The sequence below is a fragment of the Amycolatopsis rubida genome (genome assembly GCF_900115345.1).
GTDB lineage: Bacteria > Actinomycetota > Actinomycetes > Mycobacteriales > Pseudonocardiaceae > Amycolatopsis > Amycolatopsis rubida.
This window is the reverse complement of the sequence record NZ_FOWC01000002.1, coordinates 275316-298487: the sequence shown is the minus strand read 5'-3', so window position 1 is coordinate 298487 and position 23172 is coordinate 275316. Positions and strand designations below refer to the sequence as shown.

The 23172-nt window shown below is 73.3% G+C and carries 6 protein-coding genes and 1 pseudogene; 6 read left to right on the top strand and 1 reads right to left on the bottom strand.

All coding sequences use genetic code 11. The features are described 5' to 3' along the window. Positions 1-81: 81 nt before the first annotated feature. Positions 82-264: a hypothetical protein gene (locus BM362_RS48805; protein ID WP_244287106.1), complete on the top strand. Its 183-nt coding sequence runs from the start codon at positions 82-84 to the stop codon at positions 262-264. 135 nt (positions 265-399) lie between these two features. Here the strand turns inward: BM362_RS48805 and BM362_RS48800 are convergent, their stop codons facing one another. After that, positions 400-588 carry a hypothetical protein gene (locus BM362_RS48800; protein WP_067580524.1) on the bottom strand — a complete coding sequence of 63 codons (189 nt, stop codon included), beginning with the start codon at positions 586-588 and terminating at the stop codon, positions 400-402. 349 nt (positions 589-937) lie between these two features. On the opposite strand from BM362_RS48800, the gene BM362_RS10240 reads away from it, so the two are divergent. From BM362_RS10240 to BM362_RS10220, 5 genes and pseudogenes are all read left to right on the top strand, one after another. Further along, positions 938-1354 (top strand): hypothetical protein, encoded by a 417-nt coding sequence (locus BM362_RS10240; RefSeq protein WP_067580526.1) that lies wholly within the window; start codon positions 938-940, stop codon positions 1352-1354. A 222-nt stretch (positions 1355-1576) separates the two neighbouring features. Further along, complete coding sequence (locus tag BM362_RS10235; protein WP_093572934.1) at positions 1577-2473, top strand: nucleotide disphospho-sugar-binding domain-containing protein; 897 nt, start codon at positions 1577-1579, stop codon at positions 2471-2473. A 279-nt stretch (positions 2474-2752) separates the two neighbouring features. Further along, positions 2753-7990 (top strand): annotated as a pseudogene (locus tag BM362_RS10230) (type I polyketide synthase); the annotation flags it as partial. Then, on the top strand, positions 7975-12750 hold the full coding sequence (locus BM362_RS10225; protein ID WP_483073383.1) for a type I polyketide synthase: 4776 nt from the start codon (positions 7975-7977) through the stop codon (positions 12748-12750). The pseudogene BM362_RS10230 and the gene BM362_RS10225, both read left to right, overlap by 16 nt. A gap of 33 nt (positions 12751-12783) precedes the next feature. After that, positions 12784-23160, top strand: coding sequence for a type I polyketide synthase (locus BM362_RS10220; RefSeq protein ID WP_093572932.1), 10377 nt, complete (start codon positions 12784-12786; stop codon positions 23158-23160). The last annotated feature ends 12 nt before the right edge of the window (positions 23161-23172 follow it).

Below are 23172 nucleotides of genomic sequence, written 5' to 3'. Positions count from 1 at the left end.
AGGCTCCGTTTTGCAGCCTGCTCGCGGGGATCGGCCGGGGAAAGAAAGCCAGCGTGGGCGAACACGGCCGGGGTCAGGAGGTTGATCACGCGCTGTGCCATCGTGGTGCACGTCGGCGTCACGCGCGGGGTCTCCTGTTGCGTGTGCGTCTCGTTGCCGGGGTCGATGCGCTCGGGGCTGGACGCGATGAAGATGTCGTGCCCGACCCGGAAACCCCGGGCAGTCAACGGCTTCACCAGCAGGCACCCGGACGTGCCGACGTAGCTGGTCGAGGTCGGGCATCAGGTACTCGTCGAGCCCGGTCTGGACGCACACCAGCACCGCATCGGCGCCGAGTCCGCGGTGAGCTGGAAGTCCCCTGGTGCACGGCCTTGTCCAGCCGGCGGTGGCCGGCCTCGATCAGGTCGACCTCGCCCGAGCGGATCGAGCCGAGGCGGCTTGTGACAGGTCGATGCCGATCACCCCGACGCCGCTCTCGCGCAGTCCGAGCGCGGTCGGCAGGCCGACGTGCCCCATCCCGATTGCCGCGACCGAGGTCAAGCGGTTCAGCTCGGCGATGGCTTCGTGTTCAGCGGCAGTAGTCGTCATTGCGATTCACCCGTCTCTCGCGCGGCGGAATGGCGGCGGGACGAAGTCAATGCGCGGACCCGTCCCATGGGCTCCGGCGTGCCGGAAATCTGTCATTCGCCGGCGAGAACCGACAACCCCTGAAGACCGTCTGAAGCAGACCTTGGGCGCGGCGGGCGAAGACCGTCCGCTCGTGGCCGGTGAGTGTCCACATCGGACAGAACGGCTCCCCGGGCGGGCCCTTTCGCTCCGCGGTGTCCTTCGAGTAAACTGTGCAAGCCCTACACTAATCAAGCTGAGAGGCTACCGGAATGGTCGTGGCGGCATCCAAGCCCGCGCCAGAACGCGTCCTGGCCGAAGGTCCGCTGTCGTGAACGCGACCCGCCGGTTCGCGGGCCGGGTCACCGAGCTGGACCGGAAGCTGGCGGCCACCGAGATCGAGCACGCCCGCTCGCAAGGCGAGTACGACGTCGCCGAGGCGGCCCGGCGGCTGGCGCGCGTCCAAACCGCGACCACGCAGGCCGCGCTGCGCGTCGCGGTCGCCGGCCGGGCCGGGGACGTCATCCCGCCCGCGCTCGAGGCGGCGCCGCGGGTCGCGATCGCACTGTGGCTGCTCGTCAGCGTCGTCCACATCGTCATCTGGCTGCTGGACGGCGTGCTCAACGGGGACTGGGACCCGTCGTGGCTGCTCTGGGTGCTGCTCGGCGGCGGGGTGCTCGCGGGCGGCGTGTGGGCCGCGCGCGAGTGGGATCGCCGCCTGCGCGCGGTGTCCGGGGCGGGCGGATAAGGCCGGAGCGGCTGTCCGCTGCCGCTGGCGAATCGCGGCCGGGATCGATCCGGGGGGTTCCCGGTCGCCCGGCCGATCGCCGTGCGGCGGCAGCCGATCGAGGCGGCGACCCCGCCCGGGGCAGTGCGCAATAGGGGTACTGGGGCATCTCCGGCGCGGTTAATCTCGGATCACCCATCCGCGCCGGGCGTGCCCCGGTTTCCTTTTCCTGGAGTGGATTCCATGCGTGTGCTCATGGCCGCCCCTTCCTCGCCCGCCCGGCTGCACAATCTCGCGCCACTCGCGTGGGCATTGCGGACGGCGGGCCATGACGTGAAAATCGCCGGACGCCCTTCGTTCGCCGAGGAGATCCTCCGCACCAGTTGCGTGGCGGTAGAGCTGGAAAGCGGTGCCGAAGAGGGGCTCGCCGAATCCGCGGCCCTGGCCGAGTTCGCCGAGCTGTGGCGTCCTCAGGTCGTGGTCTCCGACGCCCTCGCCCCGGCGGGAACGGCCGCCGCGCGAGCGGTCGGCGCCGTCGCCGTCCGCGTCCTCGGCGCCCTGGACGAGCCGGACGCGGAGGACGCCGCGGACATCACCTTGGACACCGTGCCGCCGTCGCTGCGGGCCGGGAGCGGTGCCGCCCGCGCGGTGCGGCACGTGCCCTACTTCGGTCCCGTGGTGGTGCCGAACTGGTTGCGCCGCAAGGCACGGCGCAGCCGCGTGCTGCTCTCCCTCACCGACGAGACGCTGTTCGGCCCGCTTTTCGACGCGGTCGCGGGAGCGGACTTCGAACTCGTGTGCTCGGCCCGCGTACCGGCGGGGGTCACGCTGCCGGCCAATGTCCGGCTCGTCGACTCCGTGCCGCCGGCCGCGTTGCTGCCGACGTGCGCCGCGGTCGTCCACGACGGCGACGCGGCCCTCGCGCTCGCGGCGGCGGCACACGGCCTGCCCCAGCTTTCCCTTGCCGAAACGGCGATCACCGCGCGCATCGCGGCGGCAGGCGCCGGGAAGACCGGCTCCGGCGAAGCGGCCCGCACGCTGACGGCCGACGAGGAGCTGGGCCGCGCCGCGAAGGCGTTGCGGGAAGAGATCGCCGCGCTGCCCGCTCCGCGCACCGTTGTGGCCGAACTGATTCGCTGACCGCGCCTGCCGAAGTCCGTGAGGGCCGCCTTGAGGGAATCTCATTCCCTCAAGGCGGCCCTCACGGATGTCTGCCGAGCAGAGCCGCGGCGGGAGCCGCTCACCCACCCCGGACTCCGCCGGTTAGGGGTGGGACAGGGCAAAACATCTGGATAGCGTTTTTCCCGGAATCACCTGGAAATCGCGGCAACTTCCCGAGGCGGTCGATTACGTGAGTGCCAATTTCTGCTTCGCCGGCGCCGAACTGGGGGCAATGACGTGAGCACGGAAAACGAGGGCAAGCTGCTCGGTTACCTCAAGCGCGCCACCGCGGAACTGCGCGAGGCGAAGCAGGCCCTGCGGGACGCGCGCGACGCCGAGACCGAGCCGATCGCGATCGTCGGCATGGACTGCCGGTATCCCGGCGGCGTCGGCTCCCCGGAGGACCTGTGGGAGCTGGTGGCGACCGGCACCGACGCGATCGGCCCGTTCCCGGCCGATCGCGGCTGGGCGCTGGACGCGCTCTACGACCCTTCGGGCGAGCGGCCCGGCACCACGAACACCCGCGAAGCGGGATTCCTCTATGACGCCGCCGAGTTCGACCCGGAGTTCTTCGGCATCTCGCCGCGCGAGGCACGCGCGATGGACGCCCAGCAGCGGCTGCTGCTGCAGACGTCCTGGACCGCGCTGGAGCGGGCCGGCATCGTGCCGGAGACGCTGCGCGGCAGCAGCACCGGCGTGTTCGCCGGGGTGATGTACCACGACTACCTCGGCCACGAGGCCGCCGGCAGCGTCGTCTCCGGCCGGGTCGCGTACGCGCTCGGGCTGGAGGGCCCGGCGGTGACGGTGGACACCGCGTGCTCGTCCTCGCTCGTCGCGTTGCACTGGGCCGCCCAGGCGCTGCGCCGCGGCGACTGCGCGCTGGCCCTCGTCGGCGGGGTCACGGTGATGGCCACGCCCGGAACGTTCGTGGACTTCGCCGAGCAGCGCGGCCTGTCGGACGACGGACGCTGCAAGGCGTTCGCCGCGGGCGCCGACGGCACCGGCTGGGGCGAGGGCGTCGGTGTGCTCGTCGTCGAGCGGCTGTCCGACGCCCGCAGGCTCGGCCACGACGTGCTCGCCCTCGTGCGCGGCAGCGCGGTGAACTCGGACGGGGCCTCCAGCGGGCTCACCGTGCCCAATGGGCCGGCGCAGCAGCGGGTCATCCAGCAGGCGCTCGAATCGGCCGGACTGTCCACATCGGACGTGGACCTCGTCGAAGGGCACGGCACCGGGACGAAGCTGGGCGACCCGATCGAAGCGCAGGCCCTGCTGGCGACCTACGGTCAGCGCTCCGACGCGGCCGGAGAGCCGCTGTGGCTGGGCTCGCTCAAGTCGAACATCGGGCACGCGCAGGCCGCCGCGGGCGTCGGCGGCGTGATCAAGGTCGTGCAGGCCATCCGCCACGGCGTGCTGCCGAAGACCTTGCACGTGGACGCGCCTTCGCCGCATGTCGACTGGTCGGCAGGCAAGGTCGAACTGCTCACCGAGTCCCGTGCGTGGCCCGCGGTGTCCCGGCCGCGGCGCGGCGCGGTGTCGTCGTTCGGCATCAGCGGCACGAACGCGCACGTGATCGTCGAGCAAGCGGAGGCGGTCCCGGAGGAGCCGGTGACCCCGCTCGCGCTGCCCGTCGTCGCGTGGCCGGTGTCGGCCGACTCGGCGGACACTCTGGCCGCGCAGGCGCGGCGGCTCGCCGAGCACGTCGATGCCGCCGGTTCGCCTGCCGACATCGGTTTCTCGCTCGCCACGACCCGTTCGGCGCTGGACCACCGGGCCGTCGTCGTCGGTGCCGACCACCCGGAGCTGCTCGCCGGGCTGAACGCGCTCGCCGAGGGCACCGCCGCGCCCGGCGTGGTGCGCGACCGGCGGGGCAGCGGCCGGACGGCGTTCCTGTTCACCGGTCAGGGCGCCCAGCGCGCCGGGATGGGCCTGGCGCTCGCCGAGCAGTACCCGGCCTTCGCCGAGGCGCTCGACGCCGTGGCCGCCGAACTGGACCCGCACCTAGACCGTCCACTGAGGACAGTGCTCGGCGACGAGGAAACACTGGAGCGGACCGGCTTTACGCAGCCGGCGCTGTTCGCCGTCGAGGTCGCGCTGTTCCAGCTGCTGGAGACCTGGGGCGTGCGGCCGGACTTCCTCCTCGGGCACTCGATCGGCGAGCTGGCCGCGGCGCACGTCGCAGGCGTCCTGTCGCTGCGCGACGCCTGCACGCTGGTCGTCGCGCGGGCGAAACTCATGCAGGCCCTGCCCTCCGGTGGCGCGATGGTCGCGATCCAGGCCACTGAAGCCGAGGTGACGCCGCTGCTCACGGACGAGGTGAGCATCGCCGCGATCAACGGACCGGACGCGCTCGTGGTTTCCGGTACCGAAGAAGGAACAGCCGCCGTCGCCGCTCGGTTCGACGGCCGCAAGACCTCGAAGCTGCGCGTCTCGCACGCTTTCCACTCGCCGCTGATGGAGCCGATGCTCGCCGAGTTCGCCGCAGTCGCGAAGAAGCTCTCCTATGCCGCGCCCGCGATCCCCGTCGTCTCGACGGTCTCGGCCGATGCCGACCTCGCGACGCCGGAGTACTGGGTGCACCAGGTCCGCGCGACCGTCCGGTTCCACGCCGGGGTTCAGTCGCTAGCGGACGAAGGCGTCCGGACGTTTGTCGAGATCGGACCGGCCGCGGTGCTCACCGCCGCCGCCCAGAACGGATTCGACGACGACACACTCGCCTTCGTCCCGGCCCAGCGCAAGGACCGCGCCGAAGCCCACACCGTCGTCACCGCGCTCGCGACCCTGCACGCTCGGGGGATTCCCGTGGACTGGGCCGCGTTCTACGCCGGTGCCCGGCGGGTCGCGCTGCCCACCTACTCGTTCCGCCGGACTCGCTACTGGACACCCGCCGCCACCACAGCCGGGGACGTCGCGGACCACGGTCAGCAGGCCGCCGGGCACCCTGTGCTCAGCGCCGTCGTGCGGGTCCCGGACTCCGACACGCTCGTGCTGACCGGCCGGCTGTCCACCAGCACCGTGCCGTGGCTGGCCGGCCACGTCGTACTCGGCACGATCCTGTTGCCCGGCACAGCTTTCCTTGAGCTGGCGCAGCGCGCCGCGGACGAAGCGGGCTGCGCCCGGATCGAGGAGCTGACGCTGCACGCCCCGCTGACTCTCGCCGAGGGCGCGGGCGCGGCGATCCAGGTTTCGGTGGACGCCGAGGACGACGGCCGCCGCCGGATCGCTGTCCACTCGCGACCCGACGGCCAGGACGCCTGGATCCGGCACGCCGAGGGGTTCGCCGGAACCGAGGCGGAGCCGCCGTCGTTCGACTTGGCCGAATGGCCGCCGGCGGGTGCCGTCGAAGTCGAGCTGGCCGACCCGTACGCGCGGCTCGCCGAGCTGGGCTACGACTACGGCACCGCGTTCCAGGGCCTGCGGGCGATGTGGCGCGACGGCGACGACGTGTACGCCGACGTCGTCCTGCCCGACGCCGCCGACGCTGTCGGCTATGGTCTGCACCCGGCGCTGCTCGACGCCGCCATGCACGCCCAGCTGCTCGGCCCGGAGCCCGAGGACGGCGAAGCGAAGCCGATGCTGCCGTTCGCTTTCACTGGCACCACCCTGCACCGCGCGGGAGCGGCGGCGCTGCGGGTGCACGTCTCGCCGACCAGTCCGGACACCATCACGCTGCGGATCGCCGACGACACCGGCGCGCCCGTGCTGTCCGTCGAATCCCTGGCCGCGCGGCCGATCTCGCTGGACAAGCTGGCGTCGACCCGGGACTCGCTGTTCCGGGTGGAGTGGGAACCCGCTTCGCCCGCCGGGAGCACCGGGAACGCCGATGGCGCCAAGGTGCTGGAAGTGTCCATTCCGGACGGTTCGCCGCCCGCCGCGGCCCGCGCGGTCACGCGGCAGGTGCTCGCCGCGGTGCGGGAACTGCTCGCCGGGGACGGCGAGACCCGCTTGGCCGTGATCACGCGCGGCGCGGTGGCGGTCGGCGGTGAGGACCTCGACCCGGTCCTCGCGCCGCTCTGGGGCCTGGTGCGGGCGGCTGAAGCCGAGAACCCGGGCCGGTTCGCGCTCGTCGACCTTGACGGGAACGGCGCCGCCGAGCCCGCCTTGGCCACCGGCGAACCCGAGACAGCCGTCCGCGGCGGCAAGGTTTTCGTGCCGCGCCTGACCCCCGCGACCGCGCGGGCCGGGGACCTGAACTGGAACCCGGACGGGACCGTCCTCATCACCGGGGGCACCGGCGGGCTCGGCGCGGTCGTCGCGAAGCACCTGGTGACGCGGCACGGCGTGCGCCGTCTGCTGCTCACCAGCCGCCGGGGCGCCGACGCGCCCGGCGCGGCCGAACTGCGCGAAGAACTCCGGCAGCTGGGCAGCGAGGTGACGATCGCGAGCTGCGACGTCACCGACGCGGCGTCCGTGCGGTCGCTGCTCGACGCGATCCCGGCCGAAGCGCCGCTGACCGCCGTCCTGCACGCCGCGGGCGTTCCCGCCGCCGGCCGGGTCGAGACCCTCGCCGACGACGAGCTGGACCGTGTCTTCGCCCCCAAGGTCGACGGCGCGTGGCACCTGCACGAGCTGACCCGCGACCTGGCCGCGTTCGTCCTGTTCTCCTCGGCCGCGAGCACCGTCCTCGCGGCAGGCCAGGCCGGGTACGCCGCCGCCAACGCCTACCTCGACGAGCTGGCTCGCCACCGCCGGGCCCACGGGCTCGCGGCGACGGCACTGACCTGGGGCGCCTGGGCCGAGGACGGCGGCATGGCAGGCGAACTCGACGAGGCCGACTTCCGCCGGCTGCGCCGCCTCGGCACGCCGCCGATGGCCACCGAGGAGGCGCTCGCCCTGCTCGACGCGTGTCTCACCGCCGAGGACGCCGTGCTCGCGCCGGTGAAGCTCGACCTCGCGGCGTTGCGCGCCCGCAGCGACGCTCTTCCGCCGGTCCTGCGCGGGCTCGTCCGGCCCGCGCCGAGCCGCCGCCCGGCCGCCCGGTCCGGTGCCGCGGTCGCCGCCCGGCTGAGCACGCTGCCCGAGGCCGAGCGCGAGGCGCACCTCCTGAACGTGGTGGCCGAGCAGGTCGCGGCGGTGCTGGGATTCGCCTCGGCCGCGTCGGTCGAGTCCGAGCGGGCCTTCCAGGAAATGGGTTTCGACTCGCTCACCTCGGTCGAGCTGCGCAACCAGCTCGGAGCGCTGACCGGCTTGAAGCTGACCGCGACCGTCGTGTTCGACCACCCGACGCCCGCCGCGCTCGCCCGGTGCCTGCACGAGCTGCTCGGCCCCGGCCGCGGCGCCGCGGAGCCGCTGCTGACCGAGATCGACCGGCTGGAAACGCTGCTCGGCGGCGCGGCCGGAACGCTGAACGGGTCGACCGCGAAGGTCACCGCGCGCCTGGACGCCCTGGTGCGCAAGTGGGCTGACGCGCACGCGGGAGCCGAAACCGAAGCCGGTCTGGACGAGGCGACCGACGACGAGCTGTTTGCCGTGCTGGACGACGAATTGGGCATCTCATGAACGGGCAGACCATGAGCAACGAGGACAAGCTCCGCGACTACCTGAAGCGTGCGACGGCCGATCTCAAGCAGGCCCGCCGCCGGCTGCACGAGCTGGAGGCGCGCGACACCGAGCCGATCGCGATCATCGGCATGAGCTGCCGCTACCCCGGGGGCATCGCGACGCCGGACGACCTGTGGGACGTGGTCGACGAGGGCCGCGACGTGATCGGGGAGTTCCCGGCCGACCGCGGCTGGGACATCGAGGGCGTCTACGACCCGACACCCGAACGGCCCGGCAAGACCTACACGCGCCACGGCGGTTTCCTTTACGACGCGGCGAACTTCGACGCGGAGTTCTTCGGCATCAGCCCGCGCGACGCGCGTCGTGCCGACCCGCAGCAGCGGATCCTGCTCGAAGCGTCCTGGGAGGCCATCGAGCGCGCCGGGCTCGACCCGCACGCGCTGAAGGGCAGCCCCACCGGCGTCTTCGCCGGCGTGATGTACCACGATTACAGCGGCGGCAGCCCCGAGGGCAGTCTCGTGTCCGGTCAGGTTTCCTACACGCTCGGCCTCGAAGGACCGTCGGTGTCGGTGGACACCGCGTGCTCGTCTTCGCTGGTGGCACTGCACATGGCCGCCCAGGGCCTGCGCCGCGGCGACTGCACGCTCGCGCTGGTCAGCGGCGTCGCCGTGATGGGCACGCCGGAGATGTTCGTCGACTTCTCCGGCCGCCGCGGGCTGGCCGCGGACGGCCGCAGCAAGTCGTTCTCCGACGACGCGAACGGCACGTCGTGGGCCGAGGGTGTCGGCGTGCTGGTGCTGGAGCGCGTTTCGGAGGCGCGCCGCAACGGTCACCAGATCCTCGCGGTGCTGCGCGGATCCGCGGTGAACCAGGACGGCGCGAGCAACGGTTTCTCCGCTCCGAATGGTCCCTCGCAGGTCCGGGTGATTGAGGCGGCGCTGGCCGACGCCGGGCTTTCAGTGTCCGATGTGGACGCTGTCGAGGCGCACGGCACTGGAACCGCTTTGGGCGACCCGATCGAAGCGCAGTCGCTGATGGAGACCTACGGGCAGCGCACGACGGGGGAGCCGCTGCTGCTCGGCTCGATCAAGTCCAACATGGGCCACCCGCAGGCCGCCGCCGGCGTCGCCGGGGTGATCAAAATGGTGCAGGCGCTGCGGCACGCCCGGCTGCCGAAGACGCTGCACGTCGGCACCCCGTCGCGGCACGTCGACTGGACCGCCGGAGCGGTGGAACTGCTGACGGAACCGCGCGCATGGCCCGAAGTGAATCGACCCCGCCGCGCGGCCGTGTCCTCGTTCGGCGTCAGCGGCACCAACGCGCACGTGATTCTGGAGCAGGCACCGGTCACCGAGACGGCCGAGCCCGCCGCGGCTCCCGTCTATCCGCTCGTGCTGTCGGCGAAGACCCCGGCCGCGCTGGCTGCGGCCGCGGGCCGGATTGCGTCCCATGTGGACGGTCAAGCTGGCGAACTCGCCGACATCGCGCACACCCTCGCCACCGGACGGGCCCGGCTCGACCACCGCGCGGTAGTCGTCGCGCAAGACCGCGAGCAGGCTGCGGAAGCCCTGCGCGCGTTGGCTTCCGGCGCGTCTCGCCCGGACGTCGTCACCGGCGCCGCCGACGCACGTGGCAAGACCGTGTTCGTGTTCCCTGGCCAGGGTTCGCAGTGGACCGGCATGGCGACCGCGTTGCTGGAGCAGTCGCCGGTGTTCGCCGAGCGGATGGCCGAGTGCGACGCGGAGCTGCGGAAGTTCGCGGACTGGTCGGTGCTCGCGGTGCTGCGCGGCGAAAGCGGCACCCCGCCTGCCGACCGCGTGGACGTGGTGCAGCCGATGCTGTGGGCGGTGATGGTCTCGCTGGCCGCACTGTGGCGGGCGCACGGCGTGGAACCGGACATGGTGATCGGCCACTCGCAGGGCGAAATCGCCGCCGCGAGCGTCTCGGGCGCACTGTCCCTTGAGGACGGTGCCCGGGTGGTCGCGTTGCGCAGCAAGGCGATCGGGGACGTCCTCGGCGGCCGGGGCGGCGGGATGCTCGCCGTCGGCCTGCCCGCCTCCGGCCTTGGCTCCCGGCTCGATGCCTGGGACGGCCGGATCTCGGTGGCCGCGGACAACGGGGCCACCTCGGCCGTGCTGTCCGGTGACGGTGCCGCCCTCGACGAGCTGCGCGACCAGCTCGTCGCCGAGGGATTCCGCGCCAAGCGGGTGCCGGTGGACTACGCGTCGCATTCCGCGCACGTCGAGCACCTCGCCGACCGTCTGCTGGCCGACCTCGCCCCGATCGCCCCCGGAGCCGGGACGGTCGCGATGACCTCCACGGTGACCGGGGAGCCGGTGGCCGAGTCCACTGTGGACTCCCGGTACTGGTTCACCAACCTGCGCACGACGGTCCGGTTCGCGCCGGTGGTCGCGAAGCTCGCCGACGCGGGTTACCCGCGGTTCATCGAGATCAGCCCGCACCCGGTGCTGGCCATGAGCATCCAGGAGACCCTCGACGAGGGCGGCCACAACGGTTCCGTCACCGGGACCCTGCGCCGCGACGAAGGCGGCCTGACCCGGTTCGCGACCTCGCTGGCCGAGCACTCGGTCCGCGGCGGCGCGGCGGACTGGGCCTCGCTGGTGCCCGGCGCGCGGCTCGTCGAACTGCCGACGTATCCGTTCCAGCACAAGCGCTTCTGGCACGAAGAGGAGGCCGCGGCGGTGCCCGCGACCGGAGCTCAGGTCGCCGACCAGGACTTCTGGCAGGACATCGCCGCGGGCGACGTCGACGCGCTCGCCGCCCGGCTCGGCGTCGAAGCCGCCCCGCTGGCCGAGGTCGTCCCGGCGCTGGCCGCCTGGCACCGCCGTCGCACCGATCTGTCCACAATAGAATCGTGGCGCTACCGCGTCTCGTGGGCTCCGGTGAGCGTCGCGGGCGAGCTGGCCGGCACCTGGCTGGTCGTCGTCCCCGCCGACGTTCCCGAGGCGGCCGAACTGGCCGACGCGCTGGCCGCGCACGGCGACGTCGTGCGGGTGATCGCGACGGCGGACCGCGAAGAACTGGCCGGGCTGCTCACCGAGGCGACAGCGCTGCGGCCGTTCGACGGCGTGCTGTCGCTCCTCGCGCTCGACACCCGCGAACACCCGGAGCACCCCGCGCTCAGCACCGCGGTCGCCGCCACCGTCGCGCTGCTGCAAGCCTTGCGCGACATCGAGGTCGACGTCCCGGCGTGGGTGGTCACCCGTGGTGCGGTCGCGGTGGACGCCTTCTCCGACGCCGACCCGGCCGCCGCAGCGGTGTGGGGACTCGGCACGGTCGTCGCGCTCGACCAGCCCTCCACCTGGGGCGGCCTGGTCGACGTCGACGGCCCCGCGGACGCCGCGCGGCTGGCCGCGGTGGTATCCGGGGCGGACAACGAGGACCAGGTCGCGATCCGGCCGTCCGGAGTGTTCGCCCGGCGCATGGTCCGCGCTCCACTGCCCGCGACCGAAGCAGAGTGGCAGCCTCGGGGGACGGTGCTGGTCACCGGCGGTACGGGCGCGGTCGGCGCGCACGTCGCCCGCTGGCTGGCCGGACGCGGCGCCGAGCACCTCGTGCTCACCAGCCGCCGCGGCCTCGACGCCGAAGGCGCGCGTGAACTGGTCGACGAGCTGGCTGGCACCCGCGTCACGGTGGCGGCCTGCGACGTCACCGACAGGCAGGCGCTCGCGGCGCTGCTGGCCGAGCACCCGCCGGCAGCCGTGGTGCACGCAGCGGGCGTGCTGACCGACGAGCCGGCCCTTGCCGAAGTCACGACCGCGGAGTTCGCCGCTGCCACCCGCGCCAAGATCACCGGCGCGGCTCTGCTCGACGAACTGCTGGGCGACACCGAGCTGGACGCGTTCGTGCTGATGTCCTCCGGCGCCGCGGTGTGGGGCACCTCCGGCCAGCCCGCCTACGCCGCGGGCAACGCCTACCTCGACGCGCTCGCCCGCCGTCGCCGCGCCGCGGGACGCACCGCGACCGCGGTCGCGTGGGGCTCGTGGGGCGGCGGGGGCATGGTCGGTGCCGAAGCGAGCGACCTGCTGCGGCGCATCGGCCTGGCCGAGATGGCCCCGGAACTCGCGGCCGAGGCGCTGGGCCAGGCCCTGGACCGCGACGAGACCCACCTGGTGGTCGCCGACATCGACTGGGCCACGTTCGCCCCGGTGTACCAGCTCGCCCGGCCGCGGCCGCTGCTGCGCGCACTGGCCGAGGTCGCCGAGGACGAGACCGGCCCGGTCGAGGACACCGGCGACCTGAAGGGGAAGCTCGCCTCGCTGACGCCCGCCGAACAGCGGCGGACGCTGCTGGAGCTGGTCCGCGGCCAGGTCGCCGTGGTCGCCGGCTACGACAACGGCTCGGCGGTCGAACCGGCCCGCGCGTTCAAGGAGCTCGGGTTCGACTCGGTCACCGCGGTCGACCTGCGCAACCGGCTCGGGGCCGCCACCGGCCTCAAGCTCCCGGCCACCGTCGCGTTCGACCACGTCAACCCGCGGGCGCTCGCCGAGCATCTGTGGACGCGCCTGGGCGGCGGCGAAGCGGCGGTCCCGCTGGAGGCGGAACTGGACCGGCTCGAAGCGGTCGCGTCCGCTCTGGACGCCGCGGAGATCGACCGGTCCCGGATCGTCGTCCGCCTGCAGGCGATGGTGACCGCCCTGCACCAGACCCAGGCCGGCACCAAGGCCGCCGACGTCCTGCACACCGCGACCACGGACGAGCTGTTCGCCCTCATCGACAACGAGCTCGGCGCCTGAGCGCACCCACCCAGCGACAAGAGGATTCTGGCGATGACTGACGAAAGCAAGCTGGTCGACTACCTGAAGCGGGTGACCGCCAACCTGCAGGAGACGCGTGAGCGGCTTCGTGCGGTCGAGGCGGCGGAAGCCGAGCCGATCGCGATCGTGGCGATGGGCTGCCGGTACCCGGGCGACGTGCGCTCGCCGGAGGACCTCTGGGAACTGGTGGCCGGCGGCCGGGACGCGGTCGGCGCGTTCCCGGCCGACCGCGGCTGGAACCTGGACACCCTGTTCGACGCCGACCCCGACAGCCCCGGCACGAGCTACGTCTCCGAGGGCGGGTTCGTCCACGACGCGGGCGAGTTCGACGCGCCGTTCTTCGGCGTCTCCCCGCGCGAGGCGCTCGCCATGGACCCGCAGCAGCGGCTCGTGCTGGAGCTGGCGTGGGAGACGTTCGAGCGGGCGGGCATCGCGCCGCACTCGCTCGCCAAGCAGCAGGTGGGCGTGTTCGTCGGCAGCGGCGATCAGGACTACTACGACGAGCTGCCGCCGTCGGTGCTGGCGGGCGAGGTCGCGGACTACCTGAGCACCGGCAACGCCGCGTCGGTCATTTCCGGCCGGGTCGCCTACGCGCTCGGGCTGGAAGGACCGGCCGTCACGGTCGACACGGCGTGCTCGTCGTCGCTGGTCGCCCTGCACCTCGCCGTGCAGGCGCTGCGGCAGCGCGACTGCTCGCTGGCGCTGGCCGGTGGTGTGATGGTGATGTCGCGGCCGGGTCCGTTCCTGGCGTTCAGCCGGCAGCGCGGGCTCGCCGCGGACGGCCGGTGCAAGGCGTTCTCCGACAGCGCGGACGGCACGGGTTGGGCCGAGGGTGCGGGGACCCTTTTGCTGGAACGGCTTTCCGACGCGCGCCGCAACGGCCACCCGGTCCTCGCGGTCGTGCGCGGCTCCGCGGTGAACTCCGACGGCGCGTCCAACGGTCTCACCGCGCCGAACGGCCCTTCGCAGCAGCGGGTGATCCGGCAGGCGCTGGCCAACGCGCGGCTCTCGGCGTCCGATGTGGACGCTGTCGAGGGCCACGGCACCGGCACCACGCTCGGCGATCCCATTGAGGCACAAGCGCTTCTGGCCACCTACGGCCAGGACCGCACCGAGCCGCTGTGGCTGGGGTCGATCAAGTCGAACATCGGGCACGCGCAGGGCGCGGCAGGCGTCGGCGGTGTGATCAAGATGGTGCAGGCGCTGCGGCACGGTCTGCTGCCTCGCACGCTGCATGTCACCGAACCGTCCACCGAGGTCGATTGGACCTCCGGCGCGGTCGAACTGCTGACGGAGGAGCGTCCGTGGGCGGCTGGGGAACGCCCCCGGCGCGCGGGCGTGTCGTCGTTCGGCGTCAGCGGCACCAACGCACACGTGATCGTCGAAGAAGCCCCCGCCGTCGAAGCGGAAGAAGCGACGCCGAGCTGGCCCGAAGGCGTCCCGGTCCCGTGGCCGCTCGCCGGGCACGGCACCGCGGCGCTGAAGGCGCAGGCGGCCCAGCTGCTGTCCGTTGTGGACGGTGCCACCCCGCTCGACCTCGGTTTCTCGCTGGCGACATCCCGGTCGCCGCTCAGCCACCGCGCCGTCGTGCTCGACGGGAAGGCCGGGGTCGCCGCACTCGCCGAGGGCTCGGCGTCGCCCGCGCTCGTCACCGGCACTGCCGTCGAGGGGCTGACCGCGTTCCTCTTCTCCGGCCAGGGCGCTCAGCGCGCGGGCATGGGGGCCGAGCTGGCCGCCGCGTTCCCGGTCTTCCGCGAGGCGCTGGACGAGGTCTTCGCCGCGCTCGACCCGCACCTCGACCGTCCGCTCAAGACGGTCGTCTTCGAGAACCCGCGGCTGATCGACCAGACCGGTTACACCCAGCCCGCCCTGTTCGCGATCGAGGTGGCGCTGTTCCGGCTGCTGTCTTCGTGGGGCATCAAGCCCGACTTCCTGCTCGGCCACTCGGTCGGCGAGCTGGCCGCCGCGCACGTCGCGGGTGTGCTGTCGCTGACCGGCGCCTGCGCTCTCGTCGCGGCACGGGCGAAGCTCATGCAGGCTCTCCCGGCCGGCGGTTCGATGGCCGCCTTGCAGGCGACCGAGGACGAGGTCGCCCCGCACCTGGCTGACGCCGTCAGCATCGCCGCGATCAACGGCCCGGACTCAGTGGTGCTTTCCGGCGCCGAGGACGCGGTCGCCGCGGTGGTGGCGAAGTTCGAGGGCCGCAAGTCCTCGAAGCTCAAGGTTTCGCACGCGTTCCACTCGCCGCTGATGGAGCCGATGCTGGCGGAGTTCGCCGCCGTCGCCCGCACGCTCGCCTACTCCCGGCCCGAGATCCCGTTGATCTCCAACGTTTCCGGCGCGCTCGCCGGGGCCGAGATCGCCACGCCGGAGTACTGGGTCTCGCACGTCCGCGCCGCGGTCCGGTTCCACGACGGGCTGACCGCGCTGAGCGCCCAGGGCGTTTCCCGGTTCGTCGAGGTCGGGCCGGACGGGGTGCTCTCCGCGCTCGCCCGGCAGAGCCTCGACGCGGTGGTCGTGCCGGTCCTGCGCAAGGACCGGCCGGAGCCGCGGGCAGCGCTCACGGCACTGGCCGAACTGTTCGTCAGCGGGCTCGTCCCGGACTGGGCCGCGGTCTTCGCCGGCCGTGGCGCCCAGCGTGTCGACTTGCCGCCATATGCCTTCCAGCGCAAGCGCTACTGGATCGACGCCCGCGCCAACCGCGACGAGGTGACCGCGGCCGGCCTCGCCTCGGCCGGGCACCCGCTGCTCGGTGCCGCCGTTTCGCTCGCCGACACCGACGGCGTGGTGCTTACCGGGCGGCTTTCGGCGGAGACGCACGCGTGGCTGGCCGAGCACCGGCTCGGCGAGGTCATCACCGTGCCCGGCACGGCGTTCCTGGAGCTGGTGGTCCGCGCCGGCGACCAGGTCGGCAGCGGCCGGATCGAGGAACTCACGCTCAGCAGCCCGCTGGTGGTGCCGGAGCGCGGCGGCGTGCAGGTCCAGGTGACCGTCGGCGCAGCGGGGGAGCACGGCGTCCGCGCCGTGACGGTCCACTCGCGCGCGGAAGGCGCCGACGGCGAACCGTGGACGCTGCACGCGAGCGGCACGGTCACGCCACCGTCGTACCGCGGCGGGGTGGAGCTGGCCGAGTGGCCGCCCGCCGGTGCCGAGCCGGTCGGGATCGAGGGCGTGTACGACGACTTCGCCGACACCGGCCTGACCTACGGCCCGCTTTTCCGTTCGCTGCGAGCAGTATGGCAACGCGACGGCGAGATCTTCGCCGAAGTCGCGCTTCCGGAGGACAGCGACGCTGACCGCTTCGGCCTGCATCCGGCCGCGCTCGACGCCTGCACCCACGCCCTGCGCGTCGCGGGCGGCGGGGACGGCGGCGTCGGCCTGGTTCCGTTCTGCTGGACCGGAGTCGAGCTGCACGCCACCGGTGCGTCCGCGCTGCGGGTGCGGTTCACGCCGACCACCGAGGACGGCTACGAGATCGCCCTCGCCGACCCGACCGGAGCGCCGGTCGCGACGGTCGCCGAGACGGTGTTCCGCGCCTTCGCCGCGCCAGTCGCCGAGCAGGCCGCTCCGCTGTACCGGATCGAATGGCAGCGGCCTGCGGAGACAGAATCCACTGCAGACACTTCGGACGTGCAGGTCCTGGAGTGCGCCGGCGAGTCCGGCACCGCGGCCGAGACGCACGAACTCACGCACCGCGTCCTGGCCGCCCTCCAGACGTGGCTGGCCGAGGAACACCCGGAGCAAGCCAGGCTCGTGGTGGTCACGCGCGGCGCGGTTCCGGCCGCCGGGGACGTCACCGACCTCGCCGCCTCGGCGGTCTGGGGCCTGGTCCGCTCGGCGCAGGAAGAGAACCCGGACGCCTTCGTCCTGCTCGACCTCGATGCCGAAACCACGCCGGAAGCGGTGTTGCCGCAGGTGCTGGCCTCCGGCGAAACGCAGGCTGCGGTCCGGCTCGGCACGGTCCTCGTGCCCCGGCTGGTCCGCACGACGCCGGAGCTGGACCGGCCGTACTTCTGCCCGCACGGCACGGTGCTGGTCACCGGCGCGTCCGGCGCGCTCGGCGGAAAGCTCGCCCGGCACCTGGTCGCCGAGCACGGCGTGCGCAGGCTGCTGCTGCTCAGCCGCCGCATCACGCCCGCGCTCGGCCAGCTGGCCGCCGAACTGCGGGAAAGCGAGGTCGACGTCCGGCTGGAGCGCTGCGACGTCGCCGACCGCGAGGCACTGGCCGGCGTGCTGGCGTCGCTGCCGGAGGAGAACCCGCTCACGGCGGTCGTGCACGCCGCCGGCGTTCTCGACGACGGTGTGGTCACCGCGCTCACCCCGGAGCGGGTCGACGCCGTGCTCGCCCCGAAGGTCGACGGCGCGCTGAACCTGCACGAACTCACCCGCGAGACCGCGTTGTCCGCGTTCGTGCTGTTCTCGTCGGTCTCCGGCGTGCTCGGCGCGCCCGGTCAAGGCAGCTACGCGGCGGCCAACGCGTACCTGGACGCACTCGCGTCGCACCGCGTCGCGCACGGTCTGCCGGGTCTGTCGCTCGACTGGGGCCTGTGGGGCGAGGTCGGCGGCATGGGCGGCACGCTCACCGAAGAGGAGGTGCAGCGGCTCGCGGCCAGCGGCATCGTGCCACTGTCCACTGCGGACGGTCTGGCGCTGTTCGACCGCGCGCTCGCGGTCCGCAAGCCGACCGCCGTCCCGGCCAAGCTCGACCTTCCGGTGCTGCGCAAACTCGACCGGCTCCCGCGTACGCTGGAACAGCTCGTCGGCCGCACCACGCGCCGGGTCGCCGCCACGGCCGAATCCTCAGCGGACTCCTTCGCCGGACGGCTGCTGGGCTTGCCGGAAGAAGACCGGCGCGACGCCGTGCTGGAACTGGTGCGCGGGCACGCCGCGACCGTGCTCGGCTACGGCGGCGCGCACGAAATCGAGTCCTCGGCACAGTTCTCGTCGCTCGGCTTCGACTCGCTGACCGCGATCGAGCTGCGCAACGGCCTCACCGCGGCCACCGGGCAGCGGTTGCCCGCCACCCTGATCTTCGATTACCCGACGCCGGCCTCGCTGGCCGCGCACCTGCTGGCCGAGCTGGCCGGCACGGCGGTCGAGATCAGCGCGGTGTCCGCTAAGGACAACTCGGACGAGCCGATCGCCATCGTCGGCATGGCCTGCCGGCTGCCCGGCGGAGTCAGCTCGCCGGAACAGCTGTGGGAACTGGTCGCCGAGGGCCGCGAGGCGATCGGCGACTTCCCGGCCGACCGCGGCTGGGACCTCGACGGCCTGCTCGACCCGACCGGCCGCCGCCCTGGCACGACGTATGTCGCGCGCGGCGGGTTCGTCTACGACGCGGGCGACTTCGACCCGGCCTTCTTCGGTGTCTCGCCGAAGGAAGCGCCGATGATCGACCCGCAGCAGCGGCTGCTGCTCGAAGCGTCGTGGGAGGCGCTGGAGCGGTCCGGGATCGACCCGGTTTCGCTCAAGGGCAGCCCGACCGGCGTGTACGCGGGCGTCCAGTACCACGACTACGTGGGCGCGAACAGCGCCGGTTCGATCGTCACTGGCCGGGTGTCCTACTCCCTCGGTTTGGAAGGTCCGGCGGTCAGCGTGGACACGGCGTGCTCGTCGTCGCTGGTCGCGATGCACATGGCGGCGCAGGCATTGCGGGGCGGGGACTGCTCGCTCGCGCTGGCCGGCGGGGTCACGGTGATGGCCACGCCGGAGACCTTTGTGGAGTTCAGCCGCCAAAAGGGACTCGCGGCCGACGGCCGGTGCAAGGTGTTCTCCGACGACGCCGACGGCACGACCTGGTCCGAAGGCGTCGGCGTCCTGGTGCTGGAGCGCCTCTCCGACGCCCGCGCCAACGGGCACCCGGTGCTCGCGGTCCTCAAGGGCAGCGCGGTGAACCAGGACGGCACCTCGAACGGCTTGACCGCGCCGAACGGTCCCGCACAGCAGCGGGTGATCCGCGCGGCACTGGCCGACGCCGGGCTGGAACCGTCCGATGTGGACGCCGTCGAAGCGCACGGCACGGGCACGAAGCTGGGCGACCCGATCGAAGTACAGGCGCTGCTGGCCACTTACGGCACGCAGACCTCGGCGGACCGTCCGTTGTGGATCGGTTCGGTGAAGTCGAACATCGGGCACACCCAGGCCGCCGCGGGCGCCGCCGGGGTGATCAAGATGATCGAGGCGATGCGGCACGGCGAGCTCCCCGCGACGTTGAACGTGGGCAAACCGTCGAGCGAGATCGACTGGTCCTCGGGCGCGGTGCGGGTGCTGGCCGAACCGGTGAAGTGGCTGCCGAACGGCCACACCCGCCGGGCGGGCGTCTCCTCCTTCGGCGTGAGCGGCACCAACGCGCACGTGATCCTGGAGGAGGGCGACCGGCGCGAGGTCACCGCCTCGACTGGTCCGGAGCACGACGGCCCGGTCGCGTGGCCGGTCTCCGGCCGCGGCGCCGCGGCGTTGCGCGCGCAGGCCGAACAGCTGATGTCCTATGTGGACGAAGAGCCCGAAGGCAGCCTCGCCGACATCGGCTTCTCCCTCGCCACCACGCGCGGCGCGTTCGACCGCCGGGCAGTGCTGATCGGCAGCCGGTCACCGCAGTTCGTCCGCGGTCTCGCGGCGCTGGTCGACGAGGAGGAGGCGCGCGGGGTCGTCAGCGGGATCGCCACCGCGAGCGGGCGCACCGCGTTCCTGTTCGCGGGCCAGGGTTCGCAGCGCGCGAAGATGGGGGCACGGCTCGCCGAGCAGTACCCGGTGTTCGCCGCCGCGTACGACGAAGCCTGCGCCGCGGTCGACCGGCACCTGGACCGCCCGATCCGGCCGGTCATCGACAGCGGAGAGGGGCTCGACGAGACCCGCTACACCCAGCCCGCGCTGTTCGCGCTGGAGGTCGCACTGTTCCGCCTGGTCCGGGCGTGGGGGGTCAAGCCGGACGTGCTCGCCGGGCATTCGATCGGCGAGATCGCGGCGGCTCACTGCGCCGGCGTGCTCTCCCTCGAAGACGCGGCGAAGCTGGTGGTCGCTCGCGGCGCGTTGATGCAGGCGCTGCCGGCCGGCGGGGCGATGGCGGCGATCGACGGGACTCCCGAGGCGGTTCGCGAAGCGGCGGGGGACACTGTGGACATCGCCGCGGTGAACGGTCCGGCCGCCGTTGTCATCTCCGGAGCCGCGGAAGCGGTTGCCGAAGTGGCGGCGAAGTTCGAGCGCACCAAGAAACTCCGTGTCTCGCACGCATTCCACTCGCGACTGATGGACCCGATGCTTGCCGAGTTCCGCACTGTCGCGGAAGGACTGTCCTATGCGGACCCGAGGATCCCGGTCATTTCGACGGTCACCGGCGGCCCGGCAGACCTGACCTCGCCGGAGTACTGGGTGAATCAGGTTCGCGCGGGCGTGCGGTTCCGTGACGCGGTCACCCGGGCGGCCGCGGACGGCGTGACCCGCTTCCTGGAGCTGGGCCCGGACACCACGCTCGCCGCGATGGCCGCGGGCTGCTTCGACGAGCAGCCCGAGGCGCTGGCCTCGTTGCTGCACAAGGAGAACGACGAGGCGGTGGCCGCGCTGACCGGTGTCGCGCAGCTGTACGTCAGCGGCGTCGACGTCGACTGGTCGGCGGTCTACGAGCCGACCGGCGCTCGGCCGGTGCCGGTGCCGACCTACCCGTTCCAGCGGCAGCGCTTCTGGCTGGAGAGCACCTCCGGCGCCGTCGGCGAGGAGGACCACCCGCTGCTCGGGACGGCACTGGAACTGGCCGGCGCCGAGGGGCTGCTGTTCAGCGGACGGCTTTCGGTCGGCACGCACCCGTGGCTGGCCGACCACGTCGTCGGCGGCTCGATCCTGTTCCCCGGAACCGGTTTCGTCGAGATGGCGATCCGGGCAGGCGACGAGGCCGGCTGCCCGCGCCTGGACGAGCTGACCCTGGAGTACCCGCTGGTCGTCCCCGAGCGCTCCGGCGTCCGCGTGCAGTTCGCCCTCGACGCGCCCGGCGGCGGCGGCGCCCGGACGTTCAGCGTGCACTCCCGGCCGGAAGGCGACAGCGCCGTCTGGACCCGGCACGCGATCGGCAAGCTCGCCAAGGCGGGCAAGGCCGGGAAGTTCGAGCTGGCCGAGTGGCCGCCCGCCGATGCCGGGGAAGTCCGGTTGGAGGGCGCCTACGAAGAGCTGGCCGCGGACGGACTGGTCTACGGTCCCGCGTTCCGCGGGCTCGTCGCGGCCTGGAAGCGCGACGGCGAAGCGTTCGCCGAAATCCAGCTCCCGGCCTCGGTGTCCGATGTGGACCGTTACGGCATCCACCCCGCCGTGCTCGACGCCGCGCTGCACACCATCGGCGTCTCCGGCGCGGCCGGGGGCGAACCGGCGCTGCCGTTCGCCTGGGAAGGCGTCCGGTTGCACGCAGTCGGGGCGACGACCCTGCGCGTCCACGTCCGCCCGGTCGGCTCCGGCGCGGTCTCGCTCGATGTCGCCGACGGTGCCGGGGCTCCGGTCGCGTCGGTGGAATCCCTGCTGCTGCGCCCGATGTCGGCGGTACCGCAGGCGGTGCCGGCCGGCGGCGGCGACTCGCTGTTCCGCGTCGCCTGGGAACAGGCCGACCTCGACGCCGTCGCCGAGGTCACCGACTGGACCGTGCTGGGCCCGGACCCCTTCGGCCTCACCGAGGCGCTGGGCGCCAAGGCGGCCGGATCGGTCGCCGAGGCGAGCGGACTGGTCGTGCTGCCCGCGGGCGGCACGGACGACGTCCACGCCGAACTGCACCGCGTGCTGGGCCTGCTGCAGGACTGGCTGGCCGGGTCCACCGGTTCGCTGATCGTGGCGACCCGGGGCGCGGTGGCCGCCGAGGAGGGGGAGAACCCCGACCCGGCCGGGGCCGCGGTCGCGGGCCTGGTGCGCTCGGCGCAGGCCGAGCACCCCGGCCGGATCACACTGGCCGACCTCGGCGCGGGCACCCCGGCCGGCCGGACGCTGGCCGCGGTGTCGGCCTCCGACGAGCCGCAGGTGGCGTTGCGGGCGGGTGCGGTGCTGGTGCCGCGCCTGGTCCGGGCGGCCGACGCGGCGGCGGCCCCGGTGTGGGACGCCGAGGGCACGGTGCTGGTCACCGGAGCCACCGGCGCGCTCGGCACGGCCGTGGCGCGGCACCTGGTCGGCGAGCACGGCGTGCGCAACCTGCTGCTCACCAGCCGCCGCGGGGCCGAAGCCCCGGGCGCGGCCGAGCTGCGGGACGAACTGGCCGAACTCGGCGCGGACGTCACCCTGGCCGCCTGCGACGTGGCCGACCGGGACGCGCTGGCGGCGCTGCTGGCCGGAATCCCGGCCGACGCACCGCTGCGGGCGGTGGTGCACGCGGCCGGCGTCCTGGACGACGGGGTGCTGACTTCCCTTACCCCAGAACGACTCGACAAGGTCCTGCGCCCGAAGGTCGACGCGGCGGCGGCGTTGCACGAGCTGACCCGCGAGCTGGACCTCACCGCGTTTGTGCTGTTCTCGTCGGCCGCCGGGGTCCTCGGCGCACCGGGGCAGGGCAGCTACGCCGCGGCCAACGCGTTCCTGGACGCACTGGCCGCCCGGCGCCGTGCCGAGGGCCTCGCCGGCACCTCGCTGGCGTGGGGTCTGTGGAGCGACGGCATGGGCGCGGCGCTGGAAGACGCGGACGCGCACCGGATCGGCGAGACCGGCATCGCCGCATTGTCCACTGAGGACGGACTGCGGCTGCTGGACGCGACGGTGGGTGCGGCGGAGGCGCACCTGGTGCCGATCGCGCTGGACACGCGCGTGCTGGCGTCCTCCGGCGGCGACGACCTCCCGGCCGTGCTGCGCGGACTGGCAGGCGCGCCCGGCCGTCGCGCGGCGCAGGACACGGCGGAGGACACCGAATCGCTGGCGACGAAACTGGCCGGCCTGGCGGCGAACAAACGCGTCCCGACCATGCTGAACCTGGTGCGCACGCACGCCGCGGCGCTGCTGGGCCACGCCGGTCCGGAGGCGGTGGAAGCGGATCGCTCGTTCAACGAGGTCGGCTTCGACTCGTTGTCCGCCACCGGGTTCCGCAACAAGCTCAGCCTCGTCACCGGGCTGAAACTGCCGGTCAGCCTGATCTTCGACTACCCGACCCCGCGGATCCTTGCCGAGTTCCTCGTCGGGGAACTGGCGCCCGCCGAAGAAGCCGAAGCGGCCGTCGCCGGAGAAACCGTTACGGAGCAAGGAGTCCGGGAGGCGCTGGCGGGCATCCCGCTGGAGAAGCTGCGCGCGGCCGGACTGCTGGACGGGCTGCTGGAGCTGGCCGGCGTGCGCCTGGCCGAAGACAGCGCCGAGGAGCCGGAAGCGGTGGAGGAGGCCTCGATCGACGACCTCGACGCCGACGCGCTGATCAGCATGGCGATCGGCGCCGGCGACGACTGAGCGCACCGGCCG

Bases quoted from the DNA above. Each gene is read 5' to 3' on its own strand.
- BM362_RS10235 (WP_093572934.1), top strand. From the start codon at position 1,577: ATGCGTGTGCTCATGGCCGCCCCTTCCTCGCCCGCCCGGCTGCACAAT.
- BM362_RS10220 (WP_093572932.1), top strand. From the start codon at position 12,784: ATGACTGACGAAAGCAAGCTGGTCGACTACCTGAAGCGGGTGACCGCC.
- BM362_RS48800 (WP_067580524.1), bottom strand. From the start codon at position 588: ATGACGACTACTGCCGCTGAACACGAAGCCATCGCCGAGCTGAACCGC.